Consider the following 23,157-nt stretch of genomic DNA (forward strand, 5'->3'; position numbering starts at 1 on the left):
ACCCGCAAGAGGTCTAGTCCACTTGCGTGGTGTAGACCTTGTGGGTCCACATCTTGAACAGCGAGACAGTTAGACAGGGGCAGTACACGTGCGGCGGCGTAGGGCAGGAATGATCGCGGTGGTGTCCGCAACGGGCATGACAGCGGTCCTCGGTGGCTGTGGGACGACCGGATCCTCGGACGTCACCCTCAGACTCGTCGCCGCCGACTACGGAGACTCCGCCGCCAACAGCTCCCAGAAGTACTGGGACCGGCTGGCCAGGGCGTACGAGGCCAAGCACGCCGACGTGAAGGTCGACGTGACCGTCTACTCGTGGAACGACGTCGACCGCAAGGTCAAGGAGATGGTCGCCGACGGCCAGGCGCCCGACCTCGCCCAGATCGGCTCGTACGCCGACTACGCGGCCGCCGGCAAGCTGTACGAGGCCGGGGACCTGCTCTCCATCCCGGTCCAGGCCGACTTCCCCTCCCAGCTCGCCGAGGCGGGCCAGTGGAACCACGCCCAGTACGGCATACCTTTCGCCGGGTCCACGCGCGTCCTCTTCTACAACAAGACCCTCTTCAGCGAGGCCGGCATCACCCCGCCGACCACCTGGAAGGAGCTGGCGGCCGACGCCGAGGCGCTCAAGGCGCACGGGGTGAAGTACCCGTACGCGCTGCCGCTCGGCCCCGAGGAGGCGCAGGCGGAGACCATGCAGTGGCTGCTCAGCGGCGGCAGCGGCTACACCGACGACATCGGCACGTACACGATCGACTCCGCGCAGAACATCGACACCTTCAAGTGGCTCAAGGACGAGCTGGTGGGCAAGGGCCTGACCGGGCCGACGGCGCCCGGAAAGCTGAACCGCGCGACGGCGTTCGCCGCGTTCGCCGACGGCCAGGTCGGCATGCTCAACGGCCACCCCACGCTCATCAAGCAGGCCGAGAAGAAGGGCGTCAAGTTCGGCACGGTCCCGATGCCGGCCCGCGCCGGCCAGACCACCACCACCGCCTCCATGGGCGTCACCGACTGGATGGCGGCGTTCAAGCAGAACGGCCACGCGGACCAGGTCGGTGACTTCCTCGACTACGTCTACAGCGAGAAGAACGTCCTCGACTTCTCCCGCGAGTACGGCCTGCTGCCGGTCACCACGTCCGCGTCCCAGACGATGACCGACTCCCCGCAGGCCCAGGACAAGCAGCTGCTCCCCTTCCTGGAGCAGTTGCCGACCTCCGAGCTGTACCCGGCCGGAAAGACCTCCTGGGCCGCGGTCAGCGCCGACGTCAAGGCGCAGATAGGCACGGCGGTCACGTCCACGGGCGACCCGACCGCCGTACTCACCCGGCTCCAGTCCGAGGCCGCGGCGGCGGACAGCCGTACGAACACGGGCTGAGCGTTACGGTTCTCGGCATGGACCGGCAAGAACTGGGCGCACGCGAACAGGCGATCCTCGCCCTGGAACGCCGGGGCTTTCCGAGCCCCGGCGCGAAGGAACGGGCGATCCGCGAGGAACTGGACCTGGCGCCGGTGCGCTACTACCAGCTCCTCAACGCCCTGCTCGACGACGAGCGGGCGCTGGCCCATGACCCGGTGACGGTGAACAGGCTGCGGAGGGTGCGGGACGCGCGGCGAATGGATCGCTGAGGCCGGGGGGATGTGCGGGCCGGTGGGGGCCGAGCGCGCAGTTCCCCGCGCCCCTTGGGGCGCGCTGTCCCGGGCGTCGCCGATAGGGTCGCCGTATGGGTACGCATCCGACGGACAATCCTCTGCCTTCGCCTCGCACCCCCGCTGGTCGCGAAGGGCTCGAGGCCCTGCTCTCGCAGCCCCGCTCCGCGCTCGTCGGCCTCGACTTCGACGGGACGCTCGCGCCGATCGTCGCCGACCCCGAGCAGGCGCGGGCTCATCCGGACGCCGTACCGGCCCTGGCCGACCTCGCGCCGAAGGTGGCCGCCGTCGCCGTCATCACCGGCCGTCCCGTCGAGATCGCCGTCCGCTACGGCGGTTTCGCCGGCGTCCCCGGCCTGGACCACCTCGTCGTCCTCGGCCACTACGGTGCCGAACGCTGGGACGCGGCGACCGGTGAGATCACCGCGCCCCCGCCGCACCCCGGCATCGCCGCCGTCCGCGCCGAACTCCCGGCCGTCCTCGACGGCGCGGGGGTGCACGGCGCCTGGATCGAGGACAAGGGCCACGCCGTGGCCGTCCACACCCGCCGGGCCGACGACCCCCAGGCCGCCTTCGAGTCCCTCCGCGCACCCCTGACGGACCTGGCCACCCGCCACGCCCTGATCGTCGAACCGGGCCGCCTGGTCCTGGAACTGCGGCCGCCGGGCATGGACAAGGGCGTGGCGCTGCGCGAGTACGCGCGGGAGATCGGCGCGGGCGCGGTCCTCTACGCGGGCGACGACCTGGGCGACATCCCGGCCTTCGCAGCCGTGGAAAAGCTCCGCGCGGAGGGCGTCCCGGGCCTGTTGGTATGCAGCGGCAGCGAGGAGGTCACCGACCTCGCGGAGCGGGCCGACCTGGTGGTAGACGGCCCGGAGGAAGTCGTACGGCTACTGAAAACTCTGGCTGAGCTGAGCGCCCCGTAAGGGGCGCGGGGAACTGCGCGGCAAGCCCCCACCGGGCCCGCGCATGCCCCTCATTCCCGCAGTGCCCCCAACTGCTCAAGAAACCAGGCCGCCGGCGGCAACGCCGTAGCCGCCGCGGCCAGCCGCTTGCACCGCTCCGCCCGCTCCGCCCCCGGCAGACTCAGCGCCTCGTGCAGGGCGCGGGCCGTCCCTCCGATGTCATACGGGTTCACGACGATGGCGTCCTCGCCCAGCTCCTCGTACGCCCCCGCCTCCCGCGACAGCACCAGCACGCACCCCTCGTCCGAGACCACCGGGATCTCCTTGGCGACCAGGTTCATGCCGTCCCGGATCGGGTTCACCAGGGCCACGTCGGCCAGCCGGTAGGCCGCCAGCGACCTCGCGAAGTCGTCCTTCACATGCAGCACCACCGGCGTCCAACCCGCCGTCCCGTACGCCGCGTTGATGTCGTCCGCGACCCGCTGCACCTCGGCCGTGTAGTCGCGGTACACCGCGAGGTCCTGCCGCGACGGGTACGCGAACGCGACATGCACCACCCGCTCCCGCCACTCGGGGTGGTCGTCGAGCAGCTGCCGGTACGCCAGCATCCCCCGCACGATGTTCTTCGACAGCTCGGTCCGGTCCACCCGGACGATCGTCCTGCGGCCCTCCCCGATCTCCTCGCGCAGCGCCCGCATCCGCTCGTCCACGTCCGGCTCGTGGGACCGCTTCCGCAGGAACTCCGCGTCGGCCCCCAGCCCGTGCACCCCGATCCGGGTCTCCCCGGCCGTCGGGATCCCCGGGCCCAGCACCGCATGACAGCAGGCCACGAACGCGTCCGCCCACCGCCGGGTCAGGAACGCCGCGTGATCGGCGCCCAGGATCCCGCTCAGCAGCTCCGCCGCGATGTCGTCGGGGAGCAGCCGGAAGTAGTCCGGCGGTGCCCACGGGGTGTGGGAGAAATGGCCGATGCGGAGATCCGGCCGCAGCCGGCGCAGCATCCGTGGGGCCAGCGCCAGGTGGTAGTCCTGGATGACCACCACCGCGCCCTGGCCCGCCTCCTGCGCCAGCGCCTCCGCGAACGCCTGGTTGTAGGCCTGGTACGACGCCCACTGCCGCCGGAACTCCGCGTCGAAGATCGGCTCCAGCGGGGTCTGGTAGAGCATGTGGTGGACGAACCAGAGCATCGAGTTCGCGATGCCGTTGTACGCGTCCGAGAACACGTCCGGATCGATGTCGAGCATCCGGACCTGCTGTCCGCCGGTGTCCCCGGCCGGCAGCCGGCCGCCCTCGGCCCGCCGCACCGCCTCCCGGTCGCCGTCGCTCAGCGCCGCGCACACCCACACCGCGTTCGCGTCCGGCCCGATCGCCGACAGCCCCGAGACCAGCCCGCCGCCGCCGCGTCTGGCGTGCAGGGCACCGCCTTCGCCCACTACATACGAAACCGGGCCGCGGTTGGACGCGACCAGCACCTCAGCACCGCCGGTGAAAGCCATACGCCACAACCTAGCCCGGCCCGGAAACGCTCAAACGTACGGCTACGCCCGACGCGCCGCCGTATACGGCCGTACGACGAAGTCACGCCACCCGGCGCTCGGCGTACTCGGCGATCTCCGCCATCGGCGGCCGTTCCTCGGTGTCCACGGAGTAGGTGCGCGGTTCGAAGCCGTCCTCACCCCGTTCGAACTGGGTGAGGGAGGGGCGGATCAGGTGGCCGCGGGCCAGCCGCAGCTGGGCCGTGCGGTAGATCGCGGCGGACATCCGGCCGAGGGCCTGGCCGTCCTGGTGACGGTGTTTGCGGACCCCCACGTCGACCTGGGCGAGGGCGTCCAGGCCCACCAGGTGCAGGGCGTCGACCAGCATGCCCAGCTCCACGCCGTAGCCGACCGGGAAGGGGAGCTGTTCGAGGAGCGAGCGGCGGGCCGCGTACTCGCCGCCGAGCGGCTGGACGAACCCGGCCAGCTGCGGCCAGTGCATGTTCAGCAGCGGGCGGGCCATCAGTTCGGTGACCCGGCCGCCCTGTCCGGCCGATCCGGCGAGCGGGCGGTCGTACATCGCCTTGACCAGGTCCACGTCCGGGTCGGTCAGCAGCGGGCCGACGATCCCGGTGACGAAGTCGGAGGAGAAGTCACGTAGGTCGGCGTCGATGAAGCAGACGATGTCCCCGGTGGTGACGAGGAGGGAGCGCCAGAGGACCTCGCCCTTGCCGGGGACGGCGGGGATGCGCGGCAGGATCGTGTCGCGGTGCACGACCCGGGCGCCGGCCGCCGCGGCCACCGCCGCCGTACGGTCGGTGGAGCCGGAATCGACGACCACGAGCTCGTCGACGAGCGGCGCCTGCCGCATCAGGTCGTGACGGATGATCGCGACGATGTCGCCGACGGTCGCCTCCTCGTTGAGCGCGGGCAGCACCACGGAGACGGACTGCCCGGTGCGCTGCTTGGCGGCGAGTATCCGGTGCAGCGGGCGGTCGTTCATGGACCAGGAGCGGGTGGCCAGCCAGCGCTCGACTTCTTCCAGCACAGTCAGCGGCTCCTCACTGTCACGATCACACTGCGAGGTGTGATCCATCTCGCGGTTCGGACGACACTCTCAACTGTCCTGGCCTTCGGTTACAGTCTTGAACAACGCCGATGACCATCGCATGTCCTGGGGTCACCGGTCGTTGACAACCGCATACCGCTCATCCAGAGGGGCAGAGGGATACGGCCCGATGAAGCCCCGGCAACCCTCCAGTCGGTTACTCGTGGATCGCTGATCACTGTCGATCACTCGCGAGGCTCCCGGCTAGGGAAGGTGCCAAATCCGTCTCACGGCGAGATGCGTCGTGAGGAAGATGAGGAGAAAGGGCCTCGCCTCACATGGCTGTGCAGACTGCTGCGACCACCACCGACTCCACGACCGTCGATCTCGGTCCCGCCACTGCCCTGAGCTGCCGCGAGTGCGGCCACCGCGTGCCGCTCGGCCCGGTGTTCGCCTGCGAGGAGTGTTTCGGCCCGCTCGAAATCGCGTACGACTTCTCGGGCTACGACACCGAGGAGCTGCGGAAGCGGATCGAAGCGGGTCCCGCGAACATCTGGCGTTACGCGCCGCTGCTGCCCGTCCCCGCGGACGTGGCGACCAAGCCGAACATCAACCCGGGCTGGACCAAGCTCGTCCAGGCCGACAACCTGGCGAAGGAGCTGGGCGTCACCGGCGGCCTGTACGTCAAGGACGACTCCGGCAACCCGACGCACTCCTTCAAGGACCGGGTCGTCGCCCAGGCCGTCGAGGCCGCGCGCGCCTTCGGCTACACCACGCTCTCCTGCTCCTCCACCGGCAACCTGGCCGGCGCGGTCGGCGCCGCCGCCGCCCGGGCCGGCTTCCGCTCCTGCGTGTTCATCCCGCACGACCTGGAGCAGGGCAAGATCGTCATGGCCGCGATCTACGGCGGCGAGCTCGTCGGCATCGAGGGCAACTACGACGACGTGAACCGTTTCTGCTCCGAGCTGATCGGCGACTCGGCCGGCGAGGGCTGGGGCTTCGTCAACGTCAACCTGCGGCCGTACTACGCGGAGGGCTCCAAGACCCTGGCGTACGAGATCTGCGAGCAGCTCGGCTGGCGGATCCCGGACCAGCTGGTCGTCCCGATCGCCTCCGGCTCGCAGCTCACGAAGATCGACAAGGGGCTGCAGGAGCTGATCAAGCTCGGGCTCGTCGAGGACAGGCCGTACAAGATCTTCGGCGCGCAGGCCGAGGGGTGCTCACCGGTGTCGGTGGCCTACAAGGCGGGCCACGACGTGGTGCGGCCGCAGAAGCCGAACACCATCGCCAAGTCGCTGGCCATCGGCAACCCTGCCGACGGGCCGTACGTCCTGGACATCGCGCGTCGTACCGGCGGTGCGGTGGAGGACGTCACCGACGAGCAGGTCGTCGACGCGATCAAGCTGCTCGCGCGGACCGAGGGAATCTTCGCGGAGACCGCGGGCGGGGTGACGCTCGGAGTCACCAGGAAGCTCATCGAGAATGGGCTGATCGATCCGGCGAAGTCGATCGTCGTACTCAACACGGGTGATGGACTGAAGACGCTGGACGCCGTGGCGGGGACCGGGCTCACGGCGACCATTCGCCCGAATCTCGAGTCTTTCCGCGAGGCCGGGCTCGCCTGAGCCAGCTGTAAGAAACCAGGGCGTTGCCCCGATCGGAGGTTCAAACGTGAGCGTCACCGTTCGCATCCCCACCATCCTGCGCACCTACACCGGTGGTCAGGCCGAAGTCAGCGCCGAAGGCGGCACCCTCGGCGAGGTCATCTCCGACCTGGAGAAGAACCACACCGGGATCGCCGCCCGTGTTCTCGACGACGAGGGCAAGCTGCGCCGGTTCGTGAATGTGTACGTCAATGACGACGACGTGCGGTTCGAGCAGGGACTTCAGACGGCGACCCCGGACGGTGCGGGCGTCTCCATCATCCCGGCCGTGGCCGGCGGCTGACCTGCTGACAGGCTGATCGAATGACCGAACATTACCTTTGGTAACGCCGATCACCCACTGTTCATTCGATTGCCCCCTCCGTGAGAGAAGCGGAGGGGGCAATTCTGTGTGGTTGAGCGCGGTACAGTTGGGGAACGCGGTCCCGATCTCCAGGTCGGGAGCCCCGTATTCGACACCGCTGACCCGCCAAGAAGTAGCCAAAGTGTGCGGGTTATATGCGGCTTTCGCGGCTTTTATGGGGCCCGACTTGCCCTGAATTCGGCCGAATTCTTGCTATATTCCGGACCCTTCCCGTCCAGAATTCTCGTCCGATTGACCTGTTGCAGACGGCAGTTGGACAGATACATTCAGCCGCGGTCGACGCGTTCCGGCGCACGCCCCCAACCATTGGGGGGTGAGGTCTGACCCGGATCCGCGAAGTGTGGATCTGTGCAAGGGCCAGTAATAGGGGAGTTAGGCATGGCTCAGGGCACCGTCAAGTGGTTCAACGCGGAGAAGGGGTACGGCTTCATCGCGGTCGACGGTGGTGCGGATGTTTTCGTCCACTACAGTGCGATTCAGATGGACGGCTACCGCACCCTGGAGGAAGGTCAGCGGGTCGATTTCGAGATCTCGCAGGGCCAGAAGGGGCCGCAGGCGGACATGGTCCGGCTCGCGACCAGCTGAAGCACGCGCCGACTGACAGCGTCGTTCTTCTTTCATTGTCGGAGGGCTCGTATCCCATGGGGAGTCATGGGTTACGAGCCCTTTGGCATGCGCGGGACGAGTGGGCCGGCGCACCACCGCGGGCGGCCCGGCGCACCACCGCGGGGCGGCCCGGCGCGCCGCCCCGCGCGCGGCCCTGGCGCGGCCCAGTCTCCCGGAGGCGCTTGCACTCGGCATGGGCGAGTGCTAATCATTGGCGTTAGCACTCTGAAGGTGAGAGTGACAAAAATGGACCGGGTCGGTGAGGCCCGCAGGCCGGGTGGGGCAAGGAACCCACGGGTCGGCGAGCCGTCCGTCGCGGGCGCGGGCGCGGTCCGAAGACTCACCCCCAGTCCTGGAGGGACCACTTCACATGGCCAAGATCATCGCGTTCGACGAGGAGGCGCGGCGCGGCCTTGAGCGCGGTATGAACCAGCTCGCCGACGCCGTCAAGGTCACCCTCGGCCCCAAGGGCCGCAACGTCGTCCTTGAGAAGAAGTGGGGCGCCCCCACGATCACCAACGATGGTGTGTCCATCGCCAAGGAGATCGAGCTGGAGGACCCGTACGAGAAGATCGGCGCCGAGCTGGTCAAGGAAGTCGCCAAGAAGACGGACGACGTCGCCGGTGACGGTACGACCACCGCGACCGTGCTCGCCCAGGCCCTGGTCAAGGAAGGCCTGCGCAACGTGGCCGCCGGCGCCAACCCGATGGCCCTGAAGCGCGGTATCGAGAAGGCCGTCGAGGCCGTCTCCGGTGCCCTCCTGGAGCAGGCGAAGGACGTCGAGACCAAGGAGCAGATCGCCTCCACGGCCTCCATCTCCGCCGCCGACACCCAGATCGGCGAGCTCATCGCCGAGGCCATGGACAAGGTCGGCAAGGAAGGCGTCATCACCGTCGAGGAGTCCCAGACCTTCGGTCTGGAGCTGGAGCTCACCGAGGGTATGCGCTTCGACAAGGGCTACATCTCGGCGTACTTCGCCACCGACATGGAGCGTATGGAGGCGTCCCTGGACGACCCGTACATCCTGATCGCCAACTCGAAGATCGGCTCCGTCAAGGACCTGCTCCCGCTCCTGGAGAAGGTCATGCAGTCGGGCAAGCCGCTGCTGATCATCGCCGAGGACGTCGAGGGCGAGGCCCTGTCGACCCTGGTCGTCAACAAGATCCGCGGCACCTTCAAGTCCGTCGCGGTCAAGGCCCCGGGCTTCGGCGACCGCCGCAAGGCGATGCTGAACGACATCGCCATCCTCACCGGCGGCGAGGTCATCTCCGAGGAGGTCGGTCTCAAGCTGGAGAACACGACCCTCGACCTGCTGGGCCGCGCCCGCAAGGTGGTCATCACCAAGGACGAGACCACCATCGTCGACGGCGCCGGCTCCACCGAGCAGGTCCAGGGCCGGGTCAACCAGATCCGCGCCGAGATCGAGCAGTCCGACTCGGACTACGACCGCGAGAAGCTCCAGGAGCGCCTGGCCAAGCTCGCCGGTGGCGTCGCCGTCATCAAGGCCGGTGCCGCGACCGAGGTCGAGCTCAAGGAGCGCAAGCACCGCATCGAGGACGCCGTTCGCAACGCGAAGGCGGCCGTCGAGGAGGGCATCGTCGCCGGTGGTGGCGTGGCCCTGCTCCAGGCCTCCCAGGTGTTCGAGAAGCTGGAGCTCGAGGGTGACGAGGCGACCGGCGCCAACGCCGTGAAGCTCGCCCTGGAGGCCCCGCTCAAGCAGATCGCCGTCAACGGTGGTCTCGAGGGTGGCGTCGTCGTCGAGAAGGTGCGCAACCTTCAGGTCGGCCACGGCCTGAACGCCGCGACCGGCGAGTACGTCGACATGATCGCCGAGGGCATCATCGACCCGGCGAAGGTGACCCGCTCTGCCCTGCAGAACGCCGCCTCCATCGCCGCGCTGTTCCTCACCACCGAGGCCGTCATCGCCGACAAGCCGGAGAAGGCCGCCGCGGCCGCTCCGGGCGGCATGCCGGGCGGTGACATGGACTTCTGATCGACCTCCGGCCGATCGCTCGTCCTGACCGAGGGCGGCACCCCCTGTTCGACAGGGGGTGCCGCCCTCGGGCGTTTGCGCCGCTCACGGGCCAGGTACGGCACCTTCGGCGGGTACCTGAAGCGGGACGGAGAGCAGGACGTCCGGGTCCCGCTCATGGACTCCGGGGAGGCGCCCTCCGTGTCCGGAGTCACACGGCTTTCGGGTGGGGGGCGGGAATGGGTGCGTCCGGGCCGGTCGTTGCACACGTATGTGCACTCGATGCGTGTGCACATACCGTCCGGTCTACAGCACACTCACGAGGAGCCCCCCACGTGACCGTCACCACGCCCCCCGCCTCCCGCGCGGCCGAGATCCTCTCCCGTCCGATCGCCCTGAACGGGCTCACGGTCCCCAACCGGATCGTGATGGCGCCGATGACCCGCCAGTTCAGCCCGGGCGGCGTCCCCGGCGAGGACGTGGTCTCGTACTACGCCCGCCGGGCCGCCGCCGGTGTCGGCCTGATCGTCACCGAGGGCACGTACGTCGGTCACGACTCGGCGGGGCAGAGCAGCCGCGTCCCGCGGTTCCACGGCGAGGAGCAGCTGGCGGGCTGGGCGAAGGTCGCCGAGGGCGTACACGCGGCCGGCGGCACCATCGTCCCGCAGCTGTGGCACATCGGCATGGTCCGCAAGCAGGGCCAGCCGCCGTTCGCGGACGCCCCCGCCGTCGGCCCCTCCGGCATCCGCCTGGACGGCACCGAGGGCGAGGGCAAGGCGATGACCTCGCAGGACCTGGACGACGTCATCCGGGCGTTCGCCGAGGCCGCGGCCGCCGCCGAGCGGATCGGCTTCGACGGGGTCGAGCTGCACGGCGCCCACGGCTACCTCCTCGACCAGTTCCTGTGGGCGGGCACCAACCGCCGTACCGACGCCTACGGCGGCGACCCGGTCGCCCGTACCCAGTTCGCCGCCGAGATCGTGGCCGCCGTACGCGCGTCGGTCTCCCCGGAGTTCCCGGTGATCTTCCGCTATTCGCAGTGGAAGTCGGACAACTACGACGCCCGTCTCGCCGAGTCCCCGGAGGAGCTGGAGGCGATCCTCACCCCGCTGGCGGCGGCCGGTGTCGACGTCTTCCACGCCTCCACCCGGCGCTACTGGCTCCCGGAGTTCGTGGACTCCGACCTCAACCTGGCCGGCTGGACCAAGAAGCTCACCGGGAAGCCGACCATCACCGTCGGCTCGGTCGGCCTCGACGGCGACTTCATCAAGGGCTTCGCGGGCGAGGGCTCCCCGGTCCGGGGCATCGAGGACCTCCTCGACAGCCTGGAGCGCGAGGAGTACGACATGGTCGCCGTCGGCCGCGCCATCCTCCAGGACCCGGAGTGGGCGGCGAAGGTGCTGGCCGGGCGCACGGAGGAACTGAAGTCGTACGACGCGGCGGCGCTCAAGAGCCTGAGCTGAGAGCTTGAGCCGAAGGCTTGAGCTGGGAGCTTGAGCCGGGAGCTTGAGCTGGGAGCTTGAGCCGGGAGCTTGAGCCGAGAGCTTGAGCCGAGAGCTTGAGCCGAACCACCCTGTTCGCCCTCGGGCCGGCCCGCGACCGGCAGGCCGAGCCCGAGGGCGAACGCGTACGGCACGAGCGGTACCCGCGTGGCACACGGGCCGGTGATGGCCGGGGAATTCACCGGTACCGTCCGAGCATGCGGATACTCCATCTCTCCGACACCCACCTGGACCGCACCGACGCCCCCAACAAGCGTGGCGTCAACGCCACGGCGTCGCTGCGGCTGATGCTCGACGAACTCCGCCACCTCTCCGGCTTCGACGCGGTGGTCGTCACCGGCGACCTGGCCGACGACGGCGCGGTCGAGGCGTACACCGCGCTGCGCACGCTGATCGGCGCGTACGCCCAGGAACGGAACATCCCCGTCCTGTGCACCACCGGCAACCACGACGAGCGCGAGGCCTTCGCCAAGGTGCTGGGCAGCGGGCATCTGGCCGCCGACGGCACCGACCGCGCCGAGCAGGTGTTCGGCGGGGAGGAGCGGGCCGCCGTCAGCACGGTCGGCGGCTGGCGTTTCATCACCCTGGACTCGCTGGTGCCGGGCAAGGTCCACGGCCGGCTGGCCGCACCCCAGCTGGAGTGGTTGCGCGAGGTGCTGCGCACCCCGGCCGAGCACGGCACGGTCCTCGCCTTCCACCACCCGCCGTTCGCCCTGGACCTCTCGGTGACCCAGTCGGCCTTCGGACTGCGCGACCCCGGCGAGCTGGCGGCGGCGATCCGCGGCGGCGATGTGCGGATGATCCTCAACGGCCACTACCACCTGCAGCTCTTCGGCCTGCTGGAGTCGGTGCCGGTGTGGGTGACGCCGGGGGTCGTCAACCGGATCGACCTGACCGTGGCGCCCGGTGAGCGGGCGGTGCGCGGGGCGTCGGCCTCGCTGGTGGAGCTGGGCGGACCGGCCGGTCCGCTGTGCCACACCTTCCATGCGCGCGATCCGCGGGCCCATGAGACGGTGTATGAGATCGACGAGGTGCAGGCCAGGGCGTTCGTCGCCCAGTACGGCTGACGGGTTCACCCATACGGGTGAGTGGTGTTCGGCACTCGTGCGATGTGCCGGGCGTTCCACGAGTGACCGGCCGTGATGACGGCAGCGCCCCCACCGAAAGCGAGCGAGCATGACGACAAGTCAGTCTCCGGAGCCGCCCCACGCCGCCGAGGGACCGATCGTACGCACGGCGTCGGGCGCCGTGCGCGGGTTGCGGGAGGACGGGCTGGCGGTCTTCCGGGGCATACCGTTCGCCGAACCCCCGGTGGGGGAGGCGCGGTTCGCGGCACCCCGCCGGGCACGCGCCTGGGAGGGCACGCGCGAGGCGTACGCCTTCGGGCCGCCGCCCCCGCAGGATCTGGGCATCCAGGGGCGCACCGGCGTCCTGGAGGCACCCGAGGGCGACGACTGGCTGACGGTGAACGTCTGGACACCCGACCCGGACCCGGCCGCCCGCCGCCCGGTGATGGTGTGGATCTACGGCGGCGCCTACAAGCTGGGCCACTCCGGCAGCCCCGGCTACGACGCCCAGCACCTCGCACGCGACGGCGACCTGGTCGTGGTCTCCCTCAACTACCGCGTCGGCATGGAGGGTTTCGCCCAGATCGAGGGGGCGCCCGCCAACCGGGGCCTGCTGGACCAGGTGGCGGCGCTGGAGTGGGTGCGGGAGAACATCACGGCCTTCGGCGGCGACCCCGACCAGGTCACGGTCTTCGGGGAGTCGGCGGGCGGCGGGTCGGTGGCCGCGCTGCTGGCGATGCCCGGCGCGCGGGGCCTGTTCCGGCGGGCGATCGCCCAGAGTGTGCCGGGCACGTTCCTCTCCACCGAACTGGCCGGGGACATCGCCCAGGCTCTCGCGGCGGAGGCCGGCCTGCGCCCCACGCTGGCCGACCTGGCGACGACCGACCCGCGCAGGCTGCCGGACGCGGGGCAGTCGCTGGGCATCAAGATGCCGCAGTACATGGCCCGTTGGGGCCAGATCGCGCCGACGATGACACCGTTCTCCCCGGTGGTCGACGGCGAGGTGCTGCCCACCACCCCCTGGCAGGCGCTGGCCTCCGGCTCCGCCCGGGACGTGGACCTCCTGGTGGGCCACAACCGCGACGAGTACCGCCTCTTCCTGGTCATGGGCGGGATGTACGGCAAGATCACCGAGGAACAGGCAACCGGCGCCCTGCGTCTGTTCGCACCGGGCGGCGAGGCGGGGGTGCAGGCCTACCGCGAGGCCTTCCCCGAGGCGTCGCCGGACGAGCTGTACGAACGGGTGCAGACCGACTGGCTCTTCGGCATACCGTCACTGCGCCTGGCGGAGGCGCAGAGCGCGGCCGGCGGCCGGGCCCACCTGTACGAACTGACCTGGGGCGCCCCGGGCAACGGCGGGCTGCTGGGCGCCTGCCACGGCCTGGACATCCCGCTGCTGTTCGGCACGTTCGAGGCGGACCTCGCCAATCTCCTCTTCGCGGGCACGGGCGTCACCCCCGAGGCCGAGGCCCTCTCCGCCCGCTTCCGCACGGCGTGGACGGCCTTCGCGAGGACGGGAGACCCGGGCTGGCCGGAGTTCGACCTTCAGAACCGCCTCACCCAGGTACTGGACACGACACCGACGGTGACGCCGTACCCGGAGGAGCAGAGCCGAAAGCTCTGGGAGGGGCACGAGTTCACCCCCTCGCCGTTGCTCGGCTGACCGGCGGGAGCGGGGCTCAGAGGTTGCCGAGGGGTTCGATGTCCCTGTGGACCGGGGTGCCCCAGACCCGGAGCACCTCGTAGTCGGTGAACTCGTGGACGAGCCGGTAGGCCATGGCCGGCCGGGACCCGCGGCGCTGGGCATTGAGGTACAGCTCGGCCTCGCGCCGGTCGCGGCGGGGGGTGCCGCACAGCTCCCACTCCCGGCCGTTCCACGCCTCGGGCAGCCACCGCTGCTGGGCCTGCGGCCGGTCGGCCCGCACCCCGTACCGGGACATCGAGGGTTCCACGGCCGTCTCGCCCTGCACCGGCCGGGGGCCGCCCGCGTACTCCGACCGCCGGGCGGCCCGCCGCCGCGTCTCGCAGAGCAGACACAGATCCGGGGCGCTTTCGTCCACGGGCCCCTGCGGATGCTCGGCGCACCGGGTGGTGGGCGCGGCCGCGCTGACGCTCTCCTCCAGAAGGTCGAGAGCGCGCCGGAGGTCGTCCTTGACCTCGTGCAGCTTGGCGTCGGGCGTACCGGCGGTCAGCGCCTCCCCGTGCTCGCCGAGCAGACGAAGGGCACGACCCAGGGAGGTGAGCTGGGAGTGGTTCATACGGTCCAGCGTGGCACACGGCGCTGACAACACACCGGGGAGATCAGTCGGCGAACCGGTGGGCGGTCGTGCGCAGGGTGTCCAGTCTGTCGGGGGTGTCGGTTCCGGTGGCGGGCGCGTAGACGACGATGCGGAGGTCGGAGCCGGGGACCGTGAGGACGTCGAGGTCGAGAGTGAGGTCGCCGACCAGAGGGTGTTCGACGGTCTTGCGGTCGCCGGTGTGGAGGCCCGCGGTGCCGTTGGACCACAGGCGGGCGAAGCGGGGGCTGGTGTGCAGGAGCCGGTCGACGAGTAAGGAGAGACGGGCGTCCTCGGGGTGGGCCACCGCCGTGACCCGCAGGTCGGCCACCAGGGACTCCTCCTCGGCCTCGTCGCCGGCCCAGGACCGTACCGGCCAGGCGCCGATGGCGTCGACCCGGTGGCCGCCGGCGGAGCGGAACATCCCGGCGACGAGATTGCCCTGGTCCCAGCCGTAGGCACGGGGGTCCCCTATGACGGCGGTCCACATCCGGTTCCAGCTGAGCAGCGTCCAGTCGGCGGCGTAGACCGCGACCGGTGCGTCGCCCAGTTGCCGGACGAGCCGGTGGACCCTCGGCGGCACCTGCCGCGGCACCTCGCCGGTGGCGGGCGGGGTGAGCCTGGCGCACCGGAACAGGTGGTCGCGCTCCTCGGCGTCCAGGCGCAGGGCCCGGGACAGGGCGCCGACGACCTGGGCCGAGGGGTTGCGGGCGCGGCCCTGTTCGAGCCGCACCACGTAGTCGACGGACAGCCCGGCCAGCCGGGCCAGTTCCTCGCGGCGCAGACCCGGGATGCGCCGGTCCGCATCGGATGCCGGCTCGCCCGTCAGGGGTGAACGGCGCTCCCGCCAGCCGCGCAGGGCGATGCCGAAGTTGTTCGTCGTTGCCATGCGGGCATCATCGTTCGCCATTGTTTGGATGAGCCGCGCGCAGTGGAACTCTTGTGCCACATCTGGGTAAAGGCCTGCTTGTGGCGGCGGTCAGGACCCGAGGGCGGCCTCGGCGGAGGTCCGGGCGGCCGTCCAGTGGGCCCGAGTGAAGGCGGCGGCGGACTCCAGCGCCTCGTCGGCCTCGTCCAGCATGACCGCGAACGACTGGAAGACGTGCGGGACTTGGGGCCAGACCTGGAGGTCGACGCGGACGTCGGCGGCGGCGGCGCGGGCGGCCAGCCGCACGGCGTCGTCCAGCAGGATCTCGTGCGAGCCCACCTGGACGAGCAGCGGCGGCAGTCCCGTCAGGTCGGCGAAGACCGGGCTGGCCAGCGGTTCGGTGCCGGGCGTCGTACCGAGGTAGTCGCGGGCCCGGGTGCGCAGGGCCTGCGGGGTGAGCGCCGGGTCCAGGGCGGCCTTGCCACTCGCGCTGGCGCCGGACACCGTGAGGTCGGCCCAGGGCGAGAACACCGCGGCCGACGACGGCTGGGGCAGTCCTGCCTCCTTGAGCGCGACCAGCGTGGCGACGGCCAGGCCGCCGCCGGCGGACTCGCCGACGAAGGCGGTCCGGGCCGCGGGGACGCCCCGGTCGAGCAGTGCGCGGTACGCGGCCACGGCGTCCTCGACGGCCGCGGGGAACGGGTTATCGGGCGCCAGCCGGTACTCGACGCAGACGGCGCGGGCGCCGACCCGCCGGGACACGTCGGCGGCCAGGCCCGCCGCGTCGGCGGCGGATCCGATGGCGTAGGCGCCGCCGTGGAAGTACAGCACCACGTCGGACGGGTCGCCGCCGGGCGTCTCGACCGTGACGACGGGGACGCCGCCGAGCCGGCCGGGCGTGGTCGTGACATCGGGCGGCAGCGGTATCGAGGTCATCATCGTGTGGAAAGCCGCGCGCGCTTCCGCCACGTCGCCTCCGACGTCGAGCGGGGCGTGCCGGAGCATCTCGTCGAGGTCGCTGCGTTGCTGCCCGGACATGGCTGTGCCTTTCGTAGCTGGGCGGACGTGCCGGTGCCGACGCTCAGCGCGGCGGGCCGACGATGATCTGGCCGTACATGTCGGCCGCCTCGGCCATCAGGTCCTTGGATATCTCGAACCCCTTCGGCCGGGCAGTCGACAGGTCGCGCCCCGCGTGCCGGAACATGCCCTCGATGCCGCCCGGAGTGCAGATCATCAGCAGGTCGGCGGTGTCGGAGGTGATCCGGTAGCCGTGCGGGACGTTCTTGGGCAGGTAGACGATCCCGCCCTCCGACAGCTCCAGCTCCTGGTCGTCCGACCACACCAGCGCGGTGCCCTTGATCAGCATGAAGATCTCGTCCTCGCGGGTGTGCATGTGGTACGGCGGCGCCTCCCCCTTGGCGACGCTGAACCGTCCCACGGTCAGCTGTCCGTCGGTGGCCGCGCTGTCCAGGAGGACGGCGAACTGCCCGCCGTCGAGCCATTCGAGCTTCTGCTGCTGATCGGGCTGAGCGAGGTACATCATGCTCACGGCGACGTCCGTTCGGTGTGGGTGACCGGTGTGGGGTGACCATCCCGCGCCGATGATCCTCTTCCGGTACCGGCCGCCGCCAGATACGGGGGTGGGACCAGCAGTACCACCGGCAACATCACCGGCAGGGCCTCCGGCCGGCCTTTCGCATACGATTCAGATGCGTGGTCCGTTATGCGAGCATATGGGGAGCTCTGTCATGGACGGTCTTGCTGATCTGGGCGGCACACCGGGATGGGGCCCCGTGCACCCCCCGCCCCCTGACGAACCGGTCTTCGCGGAGCCCTGGCAGCGCCGGGCCTTCGCCCTCGCGATCCTCTCCAGCCGTGTCGCGTCCGGCGGCGTCAACACGGACGCCTTCCGGCACGCCCTGGAGCGCCTGGACCGGGCCGCCTACTTCGACGACGGCTACTACGGCCGCTGGCTCAACGGCGGGGAGCTGATGCTCGCCGACAGCTCGATCCTGGCGCCCGGCGCCATCGACGCCCGCGCCCGCAACCTGCGCGGCGAACACGTGCCCGAGCCGCCGGTCCCCGAGCCCGCCCGGCCCGACTACGCCCCGACCGCCCCCGGCTCCCTGCGCTCCCTGGACACCGCGCCCGCCTTCGCCGCGGGCGACCGCGTCCGGGCCCGGGCCACATCCGTCCCCGGGCACACCCGGCTGCCGCGCTACGCCCGCGGCCGCACCGGCGTCGTCCAGGCCGTGCGGCCCGCCTCCGTGCTCCCGGACACCAACGCCCACTTCCGGGGCGAGAACCCGCAGTACGTCTACTCGGTGCGGTTCGACTCCCGCGCACTGTGGGGCTCCGACGCCGAACCCTTCGCGATCACCGTGGAGATGTACGAGAGCTATCTGGAGGCCGCCGCATGACCACCGCCGGACCAGAGGAGCGCCTGCCCCCGGCCCTGCGCACCGAGGCGCTGGAGCAACTGCTCACCGAGCGGGGCCTGATCGACCCGAAGGTGATGAACGGGATCATCACCGAGTACGAGACCAACGTCGGCCCGCTCAACGGCGCGAAGGTCGTCGCCAAGGCGTGGACCGACCCGGAGTACCGGCGCCGGCTCCTCGACGACGGCACCGAGGCCATCCGGGAACTCGGCTTCTCGGGGCCGCAGGGCGAGCACATCGTCGTCGTGGAGAACACCCCGACCACCCATCACGTCGTCGTCTGCACGCTCTGCTCTTGCTACCCCTGGCCGGTGCTCGGCCTGCCGCCCGGCTGGTACAAGGACCCCGCCTACCGCGCCCGCGTGGTGAAGGAACCGCGTCCGGTGCTCGCCGAGATGGGCCTCGACCTGGACGACGACGTGCAGATCACCGTCCATGACTCCACCAGCGAGGTCCGCTGGCTGGTCCTGCCCGAACGCCCGGCGGGCACCGAACACCTCTCCGAGGAGGAACTCGTGCCCTTGGTGTCCCGGGACGCGATGGTCGGCGTGGCCAAGGTGGCGGCACCGTGACCGCGCCGCTGGAGGTCGAGGGCCCGGCCGCGCCACCGCGCTCCAACGGCGAACTGGTCTTCGCCGAGCCCTGGGAGAGCCGTGCGTTCGGCATGGCGGTCAGCCTGTACGAGGCGGGCGCGTTCAGCTGGCCGCAGTTCCAGGCCGCGCTGATCGCCAGGATCGCGGCGGCGCCGCGCGACGAGCCGTACCGCTACTACCGGTTGTGGCTGGCCGCGCTGGAAGACGTGCTGGTCGGCGTGGACGCGGTGTCGAGGGCCGAGATCGCCGCACGCGCCCAGGCCCTGGCGCGGCGCCCTCCGGGCCACGACCACGGGGTTACTGCTTGACGCCGTCCACGAAGGCGGACCAGGCCTCCGGCCGGAACGCGAGTGTCGGGCCGTGGGGGGCGGTTTTGGAGTCTCGGACGGGGATGAGGGTGGGGTGGGCGTGGGTGATTTCGAGGCAGTTGTCGCCGCCGCCACCGCTGTAGCTCGACTTGTGCCATATGGCCGCAGTCAGGTCGTGGTCAGGGATGTTCCTCATGGGTGTAATCCTGCGCCAACTCCTCGATCAGGACCAGAGACTTCTCCTGCGAGAGCGCCGAGGCCACCAGGAGATCGAACACGAACCTCAGTTGGGTGAGGGTGGCAGGGTCGTCCTCGAGCCTGCCTGTGCGTACCCCCTCGAAGTAGACCAGTGGAGGGGCGTCCTCAAAGTCCATCAGCTTCAGGGCGCCCTGCATCGCCGTGTGCCCACCCGCGCTGAATGGCAGCACCTGAACAATGACCCGGCTCTTGCGTGCCAGACGCGCGATGTGGAGCAGGGCCTCCGCCATCACCGCGCGGCCTCCGGTCTCCCGGCGCAACGCGGCTTCGTCGAGCACCGTCCACAACAGCGGTTTTGTTGGGTGGTCGAGCAGGTGGGTCCGCTCGATCCGGCCTTCCACCCACTCCTCCACAGTCTCCTCCGGTGTCGTCGGGTCGTATGCCCGGTTCACGGCCCGTGCGTACGCGGGAGTCTGTAGTAGTCCTGGGATCAGAAGCGGCGTGTACTCCCTGATCGCTGTGGCTTGGGCTTCCGACTCAGCCACTTCCGCGAAGTGTTCTGGATACCTCGACTTGGCCGCCGCCCTGCAGTTGCGCGTGAAAAAGCCCCCAGTCCCCAGGACTTCGTCCAGCATCCGCGCGATATCGGGCAGCATCCGCCGCGTCCCCGCCTCCAACTGCCCGATGAACGACCCGCTCACGAAGAGCCGTTGCCCCAGTTCCGTCTGGCTGAGGCCGGCCTTCTCGCGTGCGTGCCGTAACTCGGCCCCCAGCAGCGCTCGCGGTGACGACGACGGGTCCAGGTCCTTCGGTGCCGCCATGGGCAACCCCCTGTTCCACGGACGAGGTTGTTGGGATGTCGTATCTAGCCAGGTTAGAGCGATGGCCGACACGCTGTGTTGCGAATGGTGAACTCAGCGTGGAGGTGGGAAAGGTGCGGCCGACCGAAGAAGTCGTGGAGTCGTTGCGGATGGCCCTGAAGGGCGCCGGGGTCGTGCTGCCGTCGTTGTGCGTCGATCCGGTGACCGGTGCGAGTGACGAGCCCTTCGCCCTGGTCGAGCTGGGGCGCTGCAACGTCCGGGTGGCGGAGCGGCTGGCCTCGGTGGTGCGCGGTGAACGGCCCCCCGTCGGGACGCGTGTGACGGACGTACGGGACGGTCGGATCGGCGAGGTCATGGGGCACGTCGGCGGCAAAGTACAGCTGCGGCCCGTGGCCGGTGGGCGGGAGTGGGACTGTCCGGCGGAGTCGCTGGAGCTCACGCCGCCGGACGAGGTGCTGCGGGAGCAGGTGCGGTGGGCCAACCGGGCGCGGGGGATGCACTGTTGATGGCGGTCAGTTCGGTTTCGAGTCGCGTGTCTCGGAGAGCAGCTTCGCGGCCTGCCGACGGTGTCTGCGTCCGAGGGTGGCGTCACTGATGAGCTCGCTGAGGACTGTCCGTGCTCGCTGCGGGTCGATCTGTGAGAGCCACCGCGCGGCCTCCAGGCGCTGGGCGGCCTCCGTCACGGGGTCCCGGGCGATCCTCTCGTGCAGTGCGGTGGCCGTGTCGTGGTCGGCGTCGTGCAGCACCCATCCCACGGTGATGCGGTGGCTGATGGGCAAGGTGGTGTCGTCGGCGAGGGAGCGCAGCAGTGCGGCGTGGCCGGACCTCCCGTCGAGCATCTTCACGACGAGCACTGCCTGCGCCCGTTCGTGAAGCGGCGCACTGGCGTCGCGGGCGAGTTCGTGCAGTCGTCGGAGGGCGGCTCCCGGATCGAGTGGGGTCAGAGCCAGCGCCGCTTCCAACGCGTTGGACGGCTCTGCGCCGCCTGGCGTGTCCTGGGCGCGATCGCCGAGGAACCGGGTGGGTTCCGCCTGCGCGAGATCGGCGAACATGGTTGCCGCGATTGCTCGGATGTAACCGTCCGCGGTGGGGTCTTCGGCGAGTTCTCGGAGGGCTTCGTTGCGGGCCGTCGGGTCGACGTCGTTCATTACCGCGATCAAGCGCAAGCGGGTGAACGCGTTCAGCGACCGGTCGCCGCTGAGCCGACGGAGCACACTCACTGAGTCCTTGATCAGGCCTTCGGGCAGCGAGGTTCCCGAACGGGCCTGCTTGAGCAGGAACTCGTGGCCCGCGAGGCCCGCACGCCCCGAGGCGATCAGGGTGAGGAACCCGGTCTTGAGCGGATGGCCGTCGGGTGTGATGTCCAGGAGGAAGCCGCCGAACGGGTCGTGGTCGGGCGGCGTCCAGTGCTTGCCGAGCCGCCGCCGCGGCCGGGTCGTACGCAGGAACGTCTTCCGGAAGACGGCCTGGAGTCTCTTCTCGTCGCCGACGGCATGGCGGGCGGCGAAGTACTCCAGGAAGGTCTGGTGGGTGAAGACCAGGTCGTCCGAGCGCCGGGTCAGCAGTCCGGTGCCGGACAGGACCGACTCCAGGAACTCCCGCCAGCGTCTTTCCGGTACCGCCGCCGGCCGTTCGGCGCACTCGTGATCCTGCACGGCGTCGAGGACGGCCCGGCTTTCGTGTTCGTCGGCGAAGAGCAGCCGGTGGGCCAGGTCGGCGAGGATCGGCCGGAGGTTCTGGACGGTCCGTTCCGCCCCGGCCTCGGCGTCGGAGCCGTACTGCCGCAGGGCGGCCCGGGCCTGTTCCACGGCGCCGGCGGCGTACTGGCGCTCGTGCAGCAGGTCCACGAACCTGCGGTAGAGGTCGCCGCGCCCGCGAGGGGGCGGTTCTGCCGGGGCGTTGGCGCGGAGCTGGCAGAGCATGGACATGGTGAGGGGGACCCGGGCGAGATCGATCAGCCCCATCGCGTGAAGCGTGTCGAGGAACCCCCTTACGGTCTGATCGGGTTCGGTGACATCCAAGGCGCGGAACCAGCCGGTCGCGACGCGGTCCAGCTCGTCGGTGCGGAACGGTTCCAGCTCGTAGCAGGGGACCTGCGGATCGAGAACGCCCTGTTCGGCTTCGCGCACGGGGCGGGTGGCCACGACGAACGCGTACTGGTCGCCGGCGTGGGCCACGGTCCTGAGGACGTCCTCCCGGCCGGAGGCGCTCGTGATCTCGTCGAGGCCGTCGACCAGTACCAGCCAGCCGTGCCCCGGGGCCGGACGGTCTTCGAAGAAGGTGTCGGGGAGGGGGGACGTGAGGCCGTACTGCCGGAGTTGGGCGTTGACGGTGTCGGCGAGGGCTCTGCTGAGGGGAGCGCCGACCAGGGCGGCGGCCGGCACCAGGACCGGCGCGGGGCCCGGGTCGGCGGTGCCGTCGAGCCACTGTGTGGCGCCGTGGGTGAGGCGGGTGCGCAGCAGGCTCGACTTGCCGCCGCCCGGTCCCCCGACGACCAGACAGACTCCGTCACCGGTCAGGACCTCGTCGGCCGTCCGTGGCGGGGAGGCGGGGAGCAGGCCGCCCGCCATGAGAGCGGCGTTCCCTGCGCTCTCCTCGGTGGGCGAGTTCCGGCTCACGACCCGCTGGCGCACGTAGACGTGGGACAGCGGCGGCATGGTGCCGGGCACGACCCCGGGGTACGGGTGCTGGGTGGCGGCGAGCCGGGCGGCACGCAGATAGCGTTCCAGGTCCGTGCCGACCTGGCTCAGCCGGGGACGGCCGTCGCCGTGGCGGTCCAGTACGTCGGCGAAGCCGGGGTCGTCCACGAACGACCGGGCGGGACACGCGTGCAGCCGGCGGTTCCGGAACGCCTCGTCGTCGTGGATGACGACCCCGACGAGATGGTCCCGGCAGAAGACCGCGCTGCCGGAGGCGCCGGACCAGGCCTTGCCGCCGGCCCCGGGATCCGCTTCCGGTGCGGGGCCCTGGTCGAGGACGTACCGGTCCAGGTCGCCGGCGCCTCCGCCCAGCACGGGCAGCTCTCCCCGCAGGTGCTCGACGCCGTACTGCCCGTTGCTCGTCGTCGCCGCCGGGAAGCCGAGCGCCTCGTAGGGGAGGGGGTCGTTGCCGACCGGGCGGCCCCAGCGGACCGTGCCCGGTGCCTCGACGGACTCGTCGAGCAGGAGCAGGGCGACATCGCGACCGTCGGGGTGGGTCCAGCAGACCTGTGCCGCGCAGCGCCGTGTGTCCTCCTGGGGGTGCCCCACGCGTACGTCGATGCGTGGCCAGGCGGCTCCCGGGTGCTCCTCGACGACATGCCGGGCGGTCAGTACCAGGCGCGGTGCGATCAGGTACCCGCTGCCGATGCGGCGGAACCCGGTGTCCGCTCCGCCCCTGACCAGGGTGAGACGTCGGCGGTCCACC

Annotated in this window: 23 protein-coding genes and 1 riboswitch; of the genes, 14 read left to right on the forward strand and 9 right to left on the reverse strand. The window is 70.7% G+C overall.

What is annotated here, in order from left to right:
- The first annotated feature begins 88 nt into the window (after nucleotides 1-88).
- From ACZ4N4_RS34190 to otsB, 3 genes are all read left to right on the forward strand, one after another.
- Entirely contained in the window at nucleotides 89-1,372 is a 1,284-nt protein-coding gene (locus ACZ4N4_RS34190; RefSeq protein WP_467596107.1) for an ABC transporter substrate-binding protein, read from the forward strand.
- 17 nt (nucleotides 1,373-1,389) lie between these two features.
- Nucleotides 1,390-1,623 (forward strand): DUF3263 domain-containing protein, encoded by a 234-nt coding sequence (locus ACZ4N4_RS34195; RefSeq protein ID WP_365799610.1) that lies wholly within the window; start codon nucleotides 1,390-1,392, stop codon nucleotides 1,621-1,623.
- Nucleotides 1,624-1,718: 95 nt separating this feature from the next.
- Entirely contained in the window at nucleotides 1,719-2,570 is an 852-nt protein-coding gene (gene otsB / locus ACZ4N4_RS34200) for a trehalose-phosphatase (protein WP_467596109.1), read from the forward strand.
- Nucleotides 2,571-2,620: 50 nt separating this feature from the next.
- On the opposite strand, the gene ACZ4N4_RS34205 is transcribed toward otsB, so the two are convergent.
- Both ACZ4N4_RS34205 and ACZ4N4_RS34210 read right to left on the reverse strand, forming a co-directional pair.
- Nucleotides 2,621-4,045 carry an alpha,alpha-trehalose-phosphate synthase (UDP-forming) gene (locus tag ACZ4N4_RS34205; protein ID WP_453572536.1) on the reverse strand — a complete coding sequence of 475 codons (1,425 nt, stop codon included), beginning with the start codon at nucleotides 4,043-4,045 and terminating at the stop codon, nucleotides 2,621-2,623.
- 82 nt (nucleotides 4,046-4,127) lie between these two features.
- Nucleotides 4,128-5,072 (reverse strand): glucosyl-3-phosphoglycerate synthase, encoded by a 945-nt coding sequence (locus ACZ4N4_RS34210; protein WP_453572538.1) that lies wholly within the window; start codon nucleotides 5,070-5,072, stop codon nucleotides 4,128-4,130.
- 157 nt (nucleotides 5,073-5,229) lie between these two features.
- Nucleotides 5,230-5,392, forward strand: a riboswitch (SAM riboswitch).
- An 18-nt stretch (nucleotides 5,393-5,410) separates the two neighbouring features.
- Here ACZ4N4_RS34210 and thrC point away from each other — a divergent pair.
- The 7 genes from thrC to ACZ4N4_RS34245 all read left to right on the forward strand — a co-directional run bounded on the left by thrC (nucleotide 5,411) and on the right by ACZ4N4_RS34245 (nucleotide 13,910).
- Nucleotides 5,411-6,697, forward strand: a complete 1,287-nt coding sequence (thrC, locus tag ACZ4N4_RS34215) for a threonine synthase (protein ID WP_453572541.1) — start codon at nucleotides 5,411-5,413, stop codon at nucleotides 6,695-6,697.
- A 46-nt stretch (nucleotides 6,698-6,743) separates the two neighbouring features.
- A complete protein-coding gene (locus tag ACZ4N4_RS34220) occupies nucleotides 6,744-7,019 on the forward strand; it encodes a MoaD/ThiS family protein (protein WP_453572543.1) in 276 nt (91 codons plus the stop codon).
- Nucleotides 7,020-7,478: 459 nt separating this feature from the next.
- Nucleotides 7,479-7,685, forward strand: a complete 207-nt coding sequence (locus ACZ4N4_RS34225; RefSeq protein ID WP_019057200.1) for a cold-shock protein — start codon at nucleotides 7,479-7,481, stop codon at nucleotides 7,683-7,685.
- A 391-nt stretch (nucleotides 7,686-8,076) separates the two neighbouring features.
- Nucleotides 8,077-9,699: a chaperonin GroEL gene (gene groL / locus ACZ4N4_RS34230; RefSeq protein WP_351711336.1), complete on the forward strand. Its 1,623-nt coding sequence runs from the start codon at nucleotides 8,077-8,079 to the stop codon at nucleotides 9,697-9,699.
- A 314-nt stretch (nucleotides 9,700-10,013) separates the two neighbouring features.
- The gene (locus ACZ4N4_RS34235) at nucleotides 10,014-11,141 is read left to right on the forward strand and encodes an NADH:flavin oxidoreductase (protein WP_467596114.1); all 1,128 of its coding nucleotides are present in this window, start codon (nucleotides 10,014-10,016) and stop codon (nucleotides 11,139-11,141) included.
- 236 nt (nucleotides 11,142-11,377) lie between these two features.
- A complete protein-coding gene (locus ACZ4N4_RS34240) occupies nucleotides 11,378-12,247 on the forward strand; it encodes a metallophosphoesterase family protein (RefSeq protein ID WP_467596117.1) in 870 nt (289 codons plus the stop codon).
- Between the two features lie 109 nt (nucleotides 12,248-12,356).
- A complete protein-coding gene (locus ACZ4N4_RS34245; RefSeq protein ID WP_467596119.1) occupies nucleotides 12,357-13,910 on the forward strand; it encodes a carboxylesterase/lipase family protein in 1,554 nt (517 codons plus the stop codon).
- 16 nt (nucleotides 13,911-13,926) lie between these two features.
- On the opposite strand, the gene ACZ4N4_RS34250 is transcribed toward ACZ4N4_RS34245, so the two are convergent.
- The 4 genes from ACZ4N4_RS34250 to ACZ4N4_RS34265 all read right to left on the reverse strand — a co-directional run bounded on the left by ACZ4N4_RS34250 (nucleotide 13,927) and on the right by ACZ4N4_RS34265 (nucleotide 16,934).
- Nucleotides 13,927-14,505 (reverse strand): hypothetical protein, encoded by a 579-nt coding sequence (locus ACZ4N4_RS34250; RefSeq protein WP_467596122.1) that lies wholly within the window; start codon nucleotides 14,503-14,505, stop codon nucleotides 13,927-13,929.
- Between the two features lie 43 nt (nucleotides 14,506-14,548).
- Complete coding sequence (locus ACZ4N4_RS34255) at nucleotides 14,549-15,412, reverse strand: helix-turn-helix domain-containing protein (protein WP_453572556.1); 864 nt, start codon at nucleotides 15,410-15,412, stop codon at nucleotides 14,549-14,551.
- 90 nt (nucleotides 15,413-15,502) lie between these two features.
- On the reverse strand, nucleotides 15,503-16,429 hold the full coding sequence (locus tag ACZ4N4_RS34260; RefSeq protein WP_467596124.1) for an alpha/beta hydrolase: 927 nt from the start codon (nucleotides 16,427-16,429) through the stop codon (nucleotides 15,503-15,505).
- Between the two features lie 43 nt (nucleotides 16,430-16,472).
- A complete protein-coding gene (locus ACZ4N4_RS34265) occupies nucleotides 16,473-16,934 on the reverse strand; it encodes a cupin domain-containing protein (protein WP_453572718.1) in 462 nt (153 codons plus the stop codon).
- A 205-nt stretch (nucleotides 16,935-17,139) separates the two neighbouring features.
- On the opposite strand from ACZ4N4_RS34265, the gene nthB reads away from it, so the two are divergent.
- The 3 genes from nthB to ACZ4N4_RS34280 are packed head-to-tail and all read left to right on the forward strand — an operon-like array spanning nucleotide 17,140 to nucleotide 18,733.
- The gene (gene nthB / locus ACZ4N4_RS34270) at nucleotides 17,140-17,811 is read left to right on the forward strand and encodes a nitrile hydratase subunit beta (RefSeq protein ID WP_467596127.1); all 672 of its coding nucleotides are present in this window, start codon (nucleotides 17,140-17,142) and stop codon (nucleotides 17,809-17,811) included.
- Nucleotides 17,808-18,404 carry a nitrile hydratase subunit alpha gene (gene nthA / locus ACZ4N4_RS34275; RefSeq protein ID WP_467596130.1) on the forward strand — a complete coding sequence of 199 codons (597 nt, stop codon included), beginning with the start codon at nucleotides 17,808-17,810 and terminating at the stop codon, nucleotides 18,402-18,404. Before nthB ends, nthA begins: the two co-directional genes overlap by 4 nt.
- A complete protein-coding gene (locus tag ACZ4N4_RS34280; RefSeq protein ID WP_453572564.1) occupies nucleotides 18,401-18,733 on the forward strand; it encodes a nitrile hydratase accessory protein in 333 nt (110 codons plus the stop codon). Before nthA ends, ACZ4N4_RS34280 begins: the two co-directional genes overlap by 4 nt.
- Here the strand turns inward: ACZ4N4_RS34280 and ACZ4N4_RS34285 are convergent.
- Nucleotides 18,723-18,929, reverse strand: coding sequence for a DUF397 domain-containing protein (locus ACZ4N4_RS34285; protein ID WP_467596134.1), 207 nt, complete (start codon nucleotides 18,927-18,929; stop codon nucleotides 18,723-18,725). The two genes, ACZ4N4_RS34280 and ACZ4N4_RS34285, sit on opposite strands and share 11 nt — an antisense overlap.
- On the reverse strand, nucleotides 18,913-19,752 hold the full coding sequence (locus tag ACZ4N4_RS34290; RefSeq protein ID WP_467596137.1) for a helix-turn-helix domain-containing protein: 840 nt from the start codon (nucleotides 19,750-19,752) through the stop codon (nucleotides 18,913-18,915). The genes ACZ4N4_RS34285 and ACZ4N4_RS34290 overlap by 17 nt, the downstream gene beginning before the upstream one ends.
- 113 nt (nucleotides 19,753-19,865) lie before the next feature.
- Here ACZ4N4_RS34290 and ACZ4N4_RS34295 point away from each other — a divergent pair, with 113 nt between their 5' ends.
- Nucleotides 19,866-20,258, forward strand: coding sequence for a hypothetical protein (locus ACZ4N4_RS34295; RefSeq protein ID WP_467596485.1), 393 nt, complete (start codon nucleotides 19,866-19,868; stop codon nucleotides 20,256-20,258).
- Nucleotides 20,259-20,264: 6 nt separating this feature from the next.
- Here the strand turns inward: ACZ4N4_RS34295 and ACZ4N4_RS34300 are convergent, their stop codons facing one another.
- Complete coding sequence (locus ACZ4N4_RS34300) at nucleotides 20,265-23,156, reverse strand: trypsin-like peptidase domain-containing protein (protein ID WP_467596140.1); 2,892 nt, start codon at nucleotides 23,154-23,156, stop codon at nucleotides 20,265-20,267.
- Nucleotide 23,157: the final 1 nt, after the last annotated feature.

This window comes from Streptomyces sp. NPDC026538 (assembly GCF_055567535.1).

What these genes read in the sequence shown, in the direction of transcription:
- ACZ4N4_RS34260 (WP_467596124.1), bottom strand. Translation starts at nt 16,429, where the DNA reads ATGTCCGGGCAGCAACGCAGCGACCTCGACGAGATGCTCCGGCACGCC.
- nthB (WP_467596127.1), top strand. Translation starts at nt 17,140, where the DNA reads ATGGACGGTCTTGCTGATCTGGGCGGCACACCGGGATGGGGCCCCGTG.
- ACZ4N4_RS34225 (WP_019057200.1), top strand. Translation starts at nt 7,479, where the DNA reads ATGGCTCAGGGCACCGTCAAGTGGTTCAACGCGGAGAAGGGGTACGGC.
- ACZ4N4_RS34265 (WP_453572718.1), bottom strand. Translation starts at nt 16,934, where the DNA reads ATGATGTACCTCGCTCAGCCCGATCAGCAGCAGAAGCTCGAATGGCTC.
- nthA (WP_467596130.1), top strand. Translation starts at nt 17,808, where the DNA reads ATGACCACCGCCGGACCAGAGGAGCGCCTGCCCCCGGCCCTGCGCACC.
- groL (WP_351711336.1), top strand. Translation starts at nt 8,077, where the DNA reads ATGGCCAAGATCATCGCGTTCGACGAGGAGGCGCGGCGCGGCCTTGAG.
- ACZ4N4_RS34250 (WP_467596122.1), bottom strand. Translation starts at nt 14,505, where the DNA reads ATGAACCACTCCCAGCTCACCTCCCTGGGTCGTGCCCTTCGTCTGCTC.
- ACZ4N4_RS34245 (WP_467596119.1), top strand. Translation starts at nt 12,357, where the DNA reads ATGACGACAAGTCAGTCTCCGGAGCCGCCCCACGCCGCCGAGGGACCG.
- ACZ4N4_RS34205 (WP_453572536.1), bottom strand. Translation starts at nt 4,045, where the DNA reads ATGGCTTTCACCGGCGGTGCTGAGGTGCTGGTCGCGTCCAACCGCGGC.
- ACZ4N4_RS34255 (WP_453572556.1), bottom strand. Translation starts at nt 15,412, where the DNA reads ATGGCAACGACGAACAACTTCGGCATCGCCCTGCGCGGCTGGCGGGAG.
- otsB (WP_467596109.1), top strand. Translation starts at nt 1,719, where the DNA reads ATGGGTACGCATCCGACGGACAATCCTCTGCCTTCGCCTCGCACCCCC.
- thrC (WP_453572541.1), top strand. Translation starts at nt 5,411, where the DNA reads ATGGCTGTGCAGACTGCTGCGACCACCACCGACTCCACGACCGTCGAT.
- ACZ4N4_RS34195 (WP_365799610.1), top strand. Translation starts at nt 1,390, where the DNA reads ATGGACCGGCAAGAACTGGGCGCACGCGAACAGGCGATCCTCGCCCTG.
- ACZ4N4_RS34285 (WP_467596134.1), bottom strand. Translation starts at nt 18,929, where the DNA reads ATGAGGAACATCCCTGACCACGACCTGACTGCGGCCATATGGCACAAG.
- ACZ4N4_RS34290 (WP_467596137.1), bottom strand. Translation starts at nt 19,752, where the DNA reads ATGGCGGCACCGAAGGACCTGGACCCGTCGTCGTCACCGCGAGCGCTG.
- ACZ4N4_RS34240 (WP_467596117.1), top strand. Translation starts at nt 11,378, where the DNA reads ATGCGGATACTCCATCTCTCCGACACCCACCTGGACCGCACCGACGCC.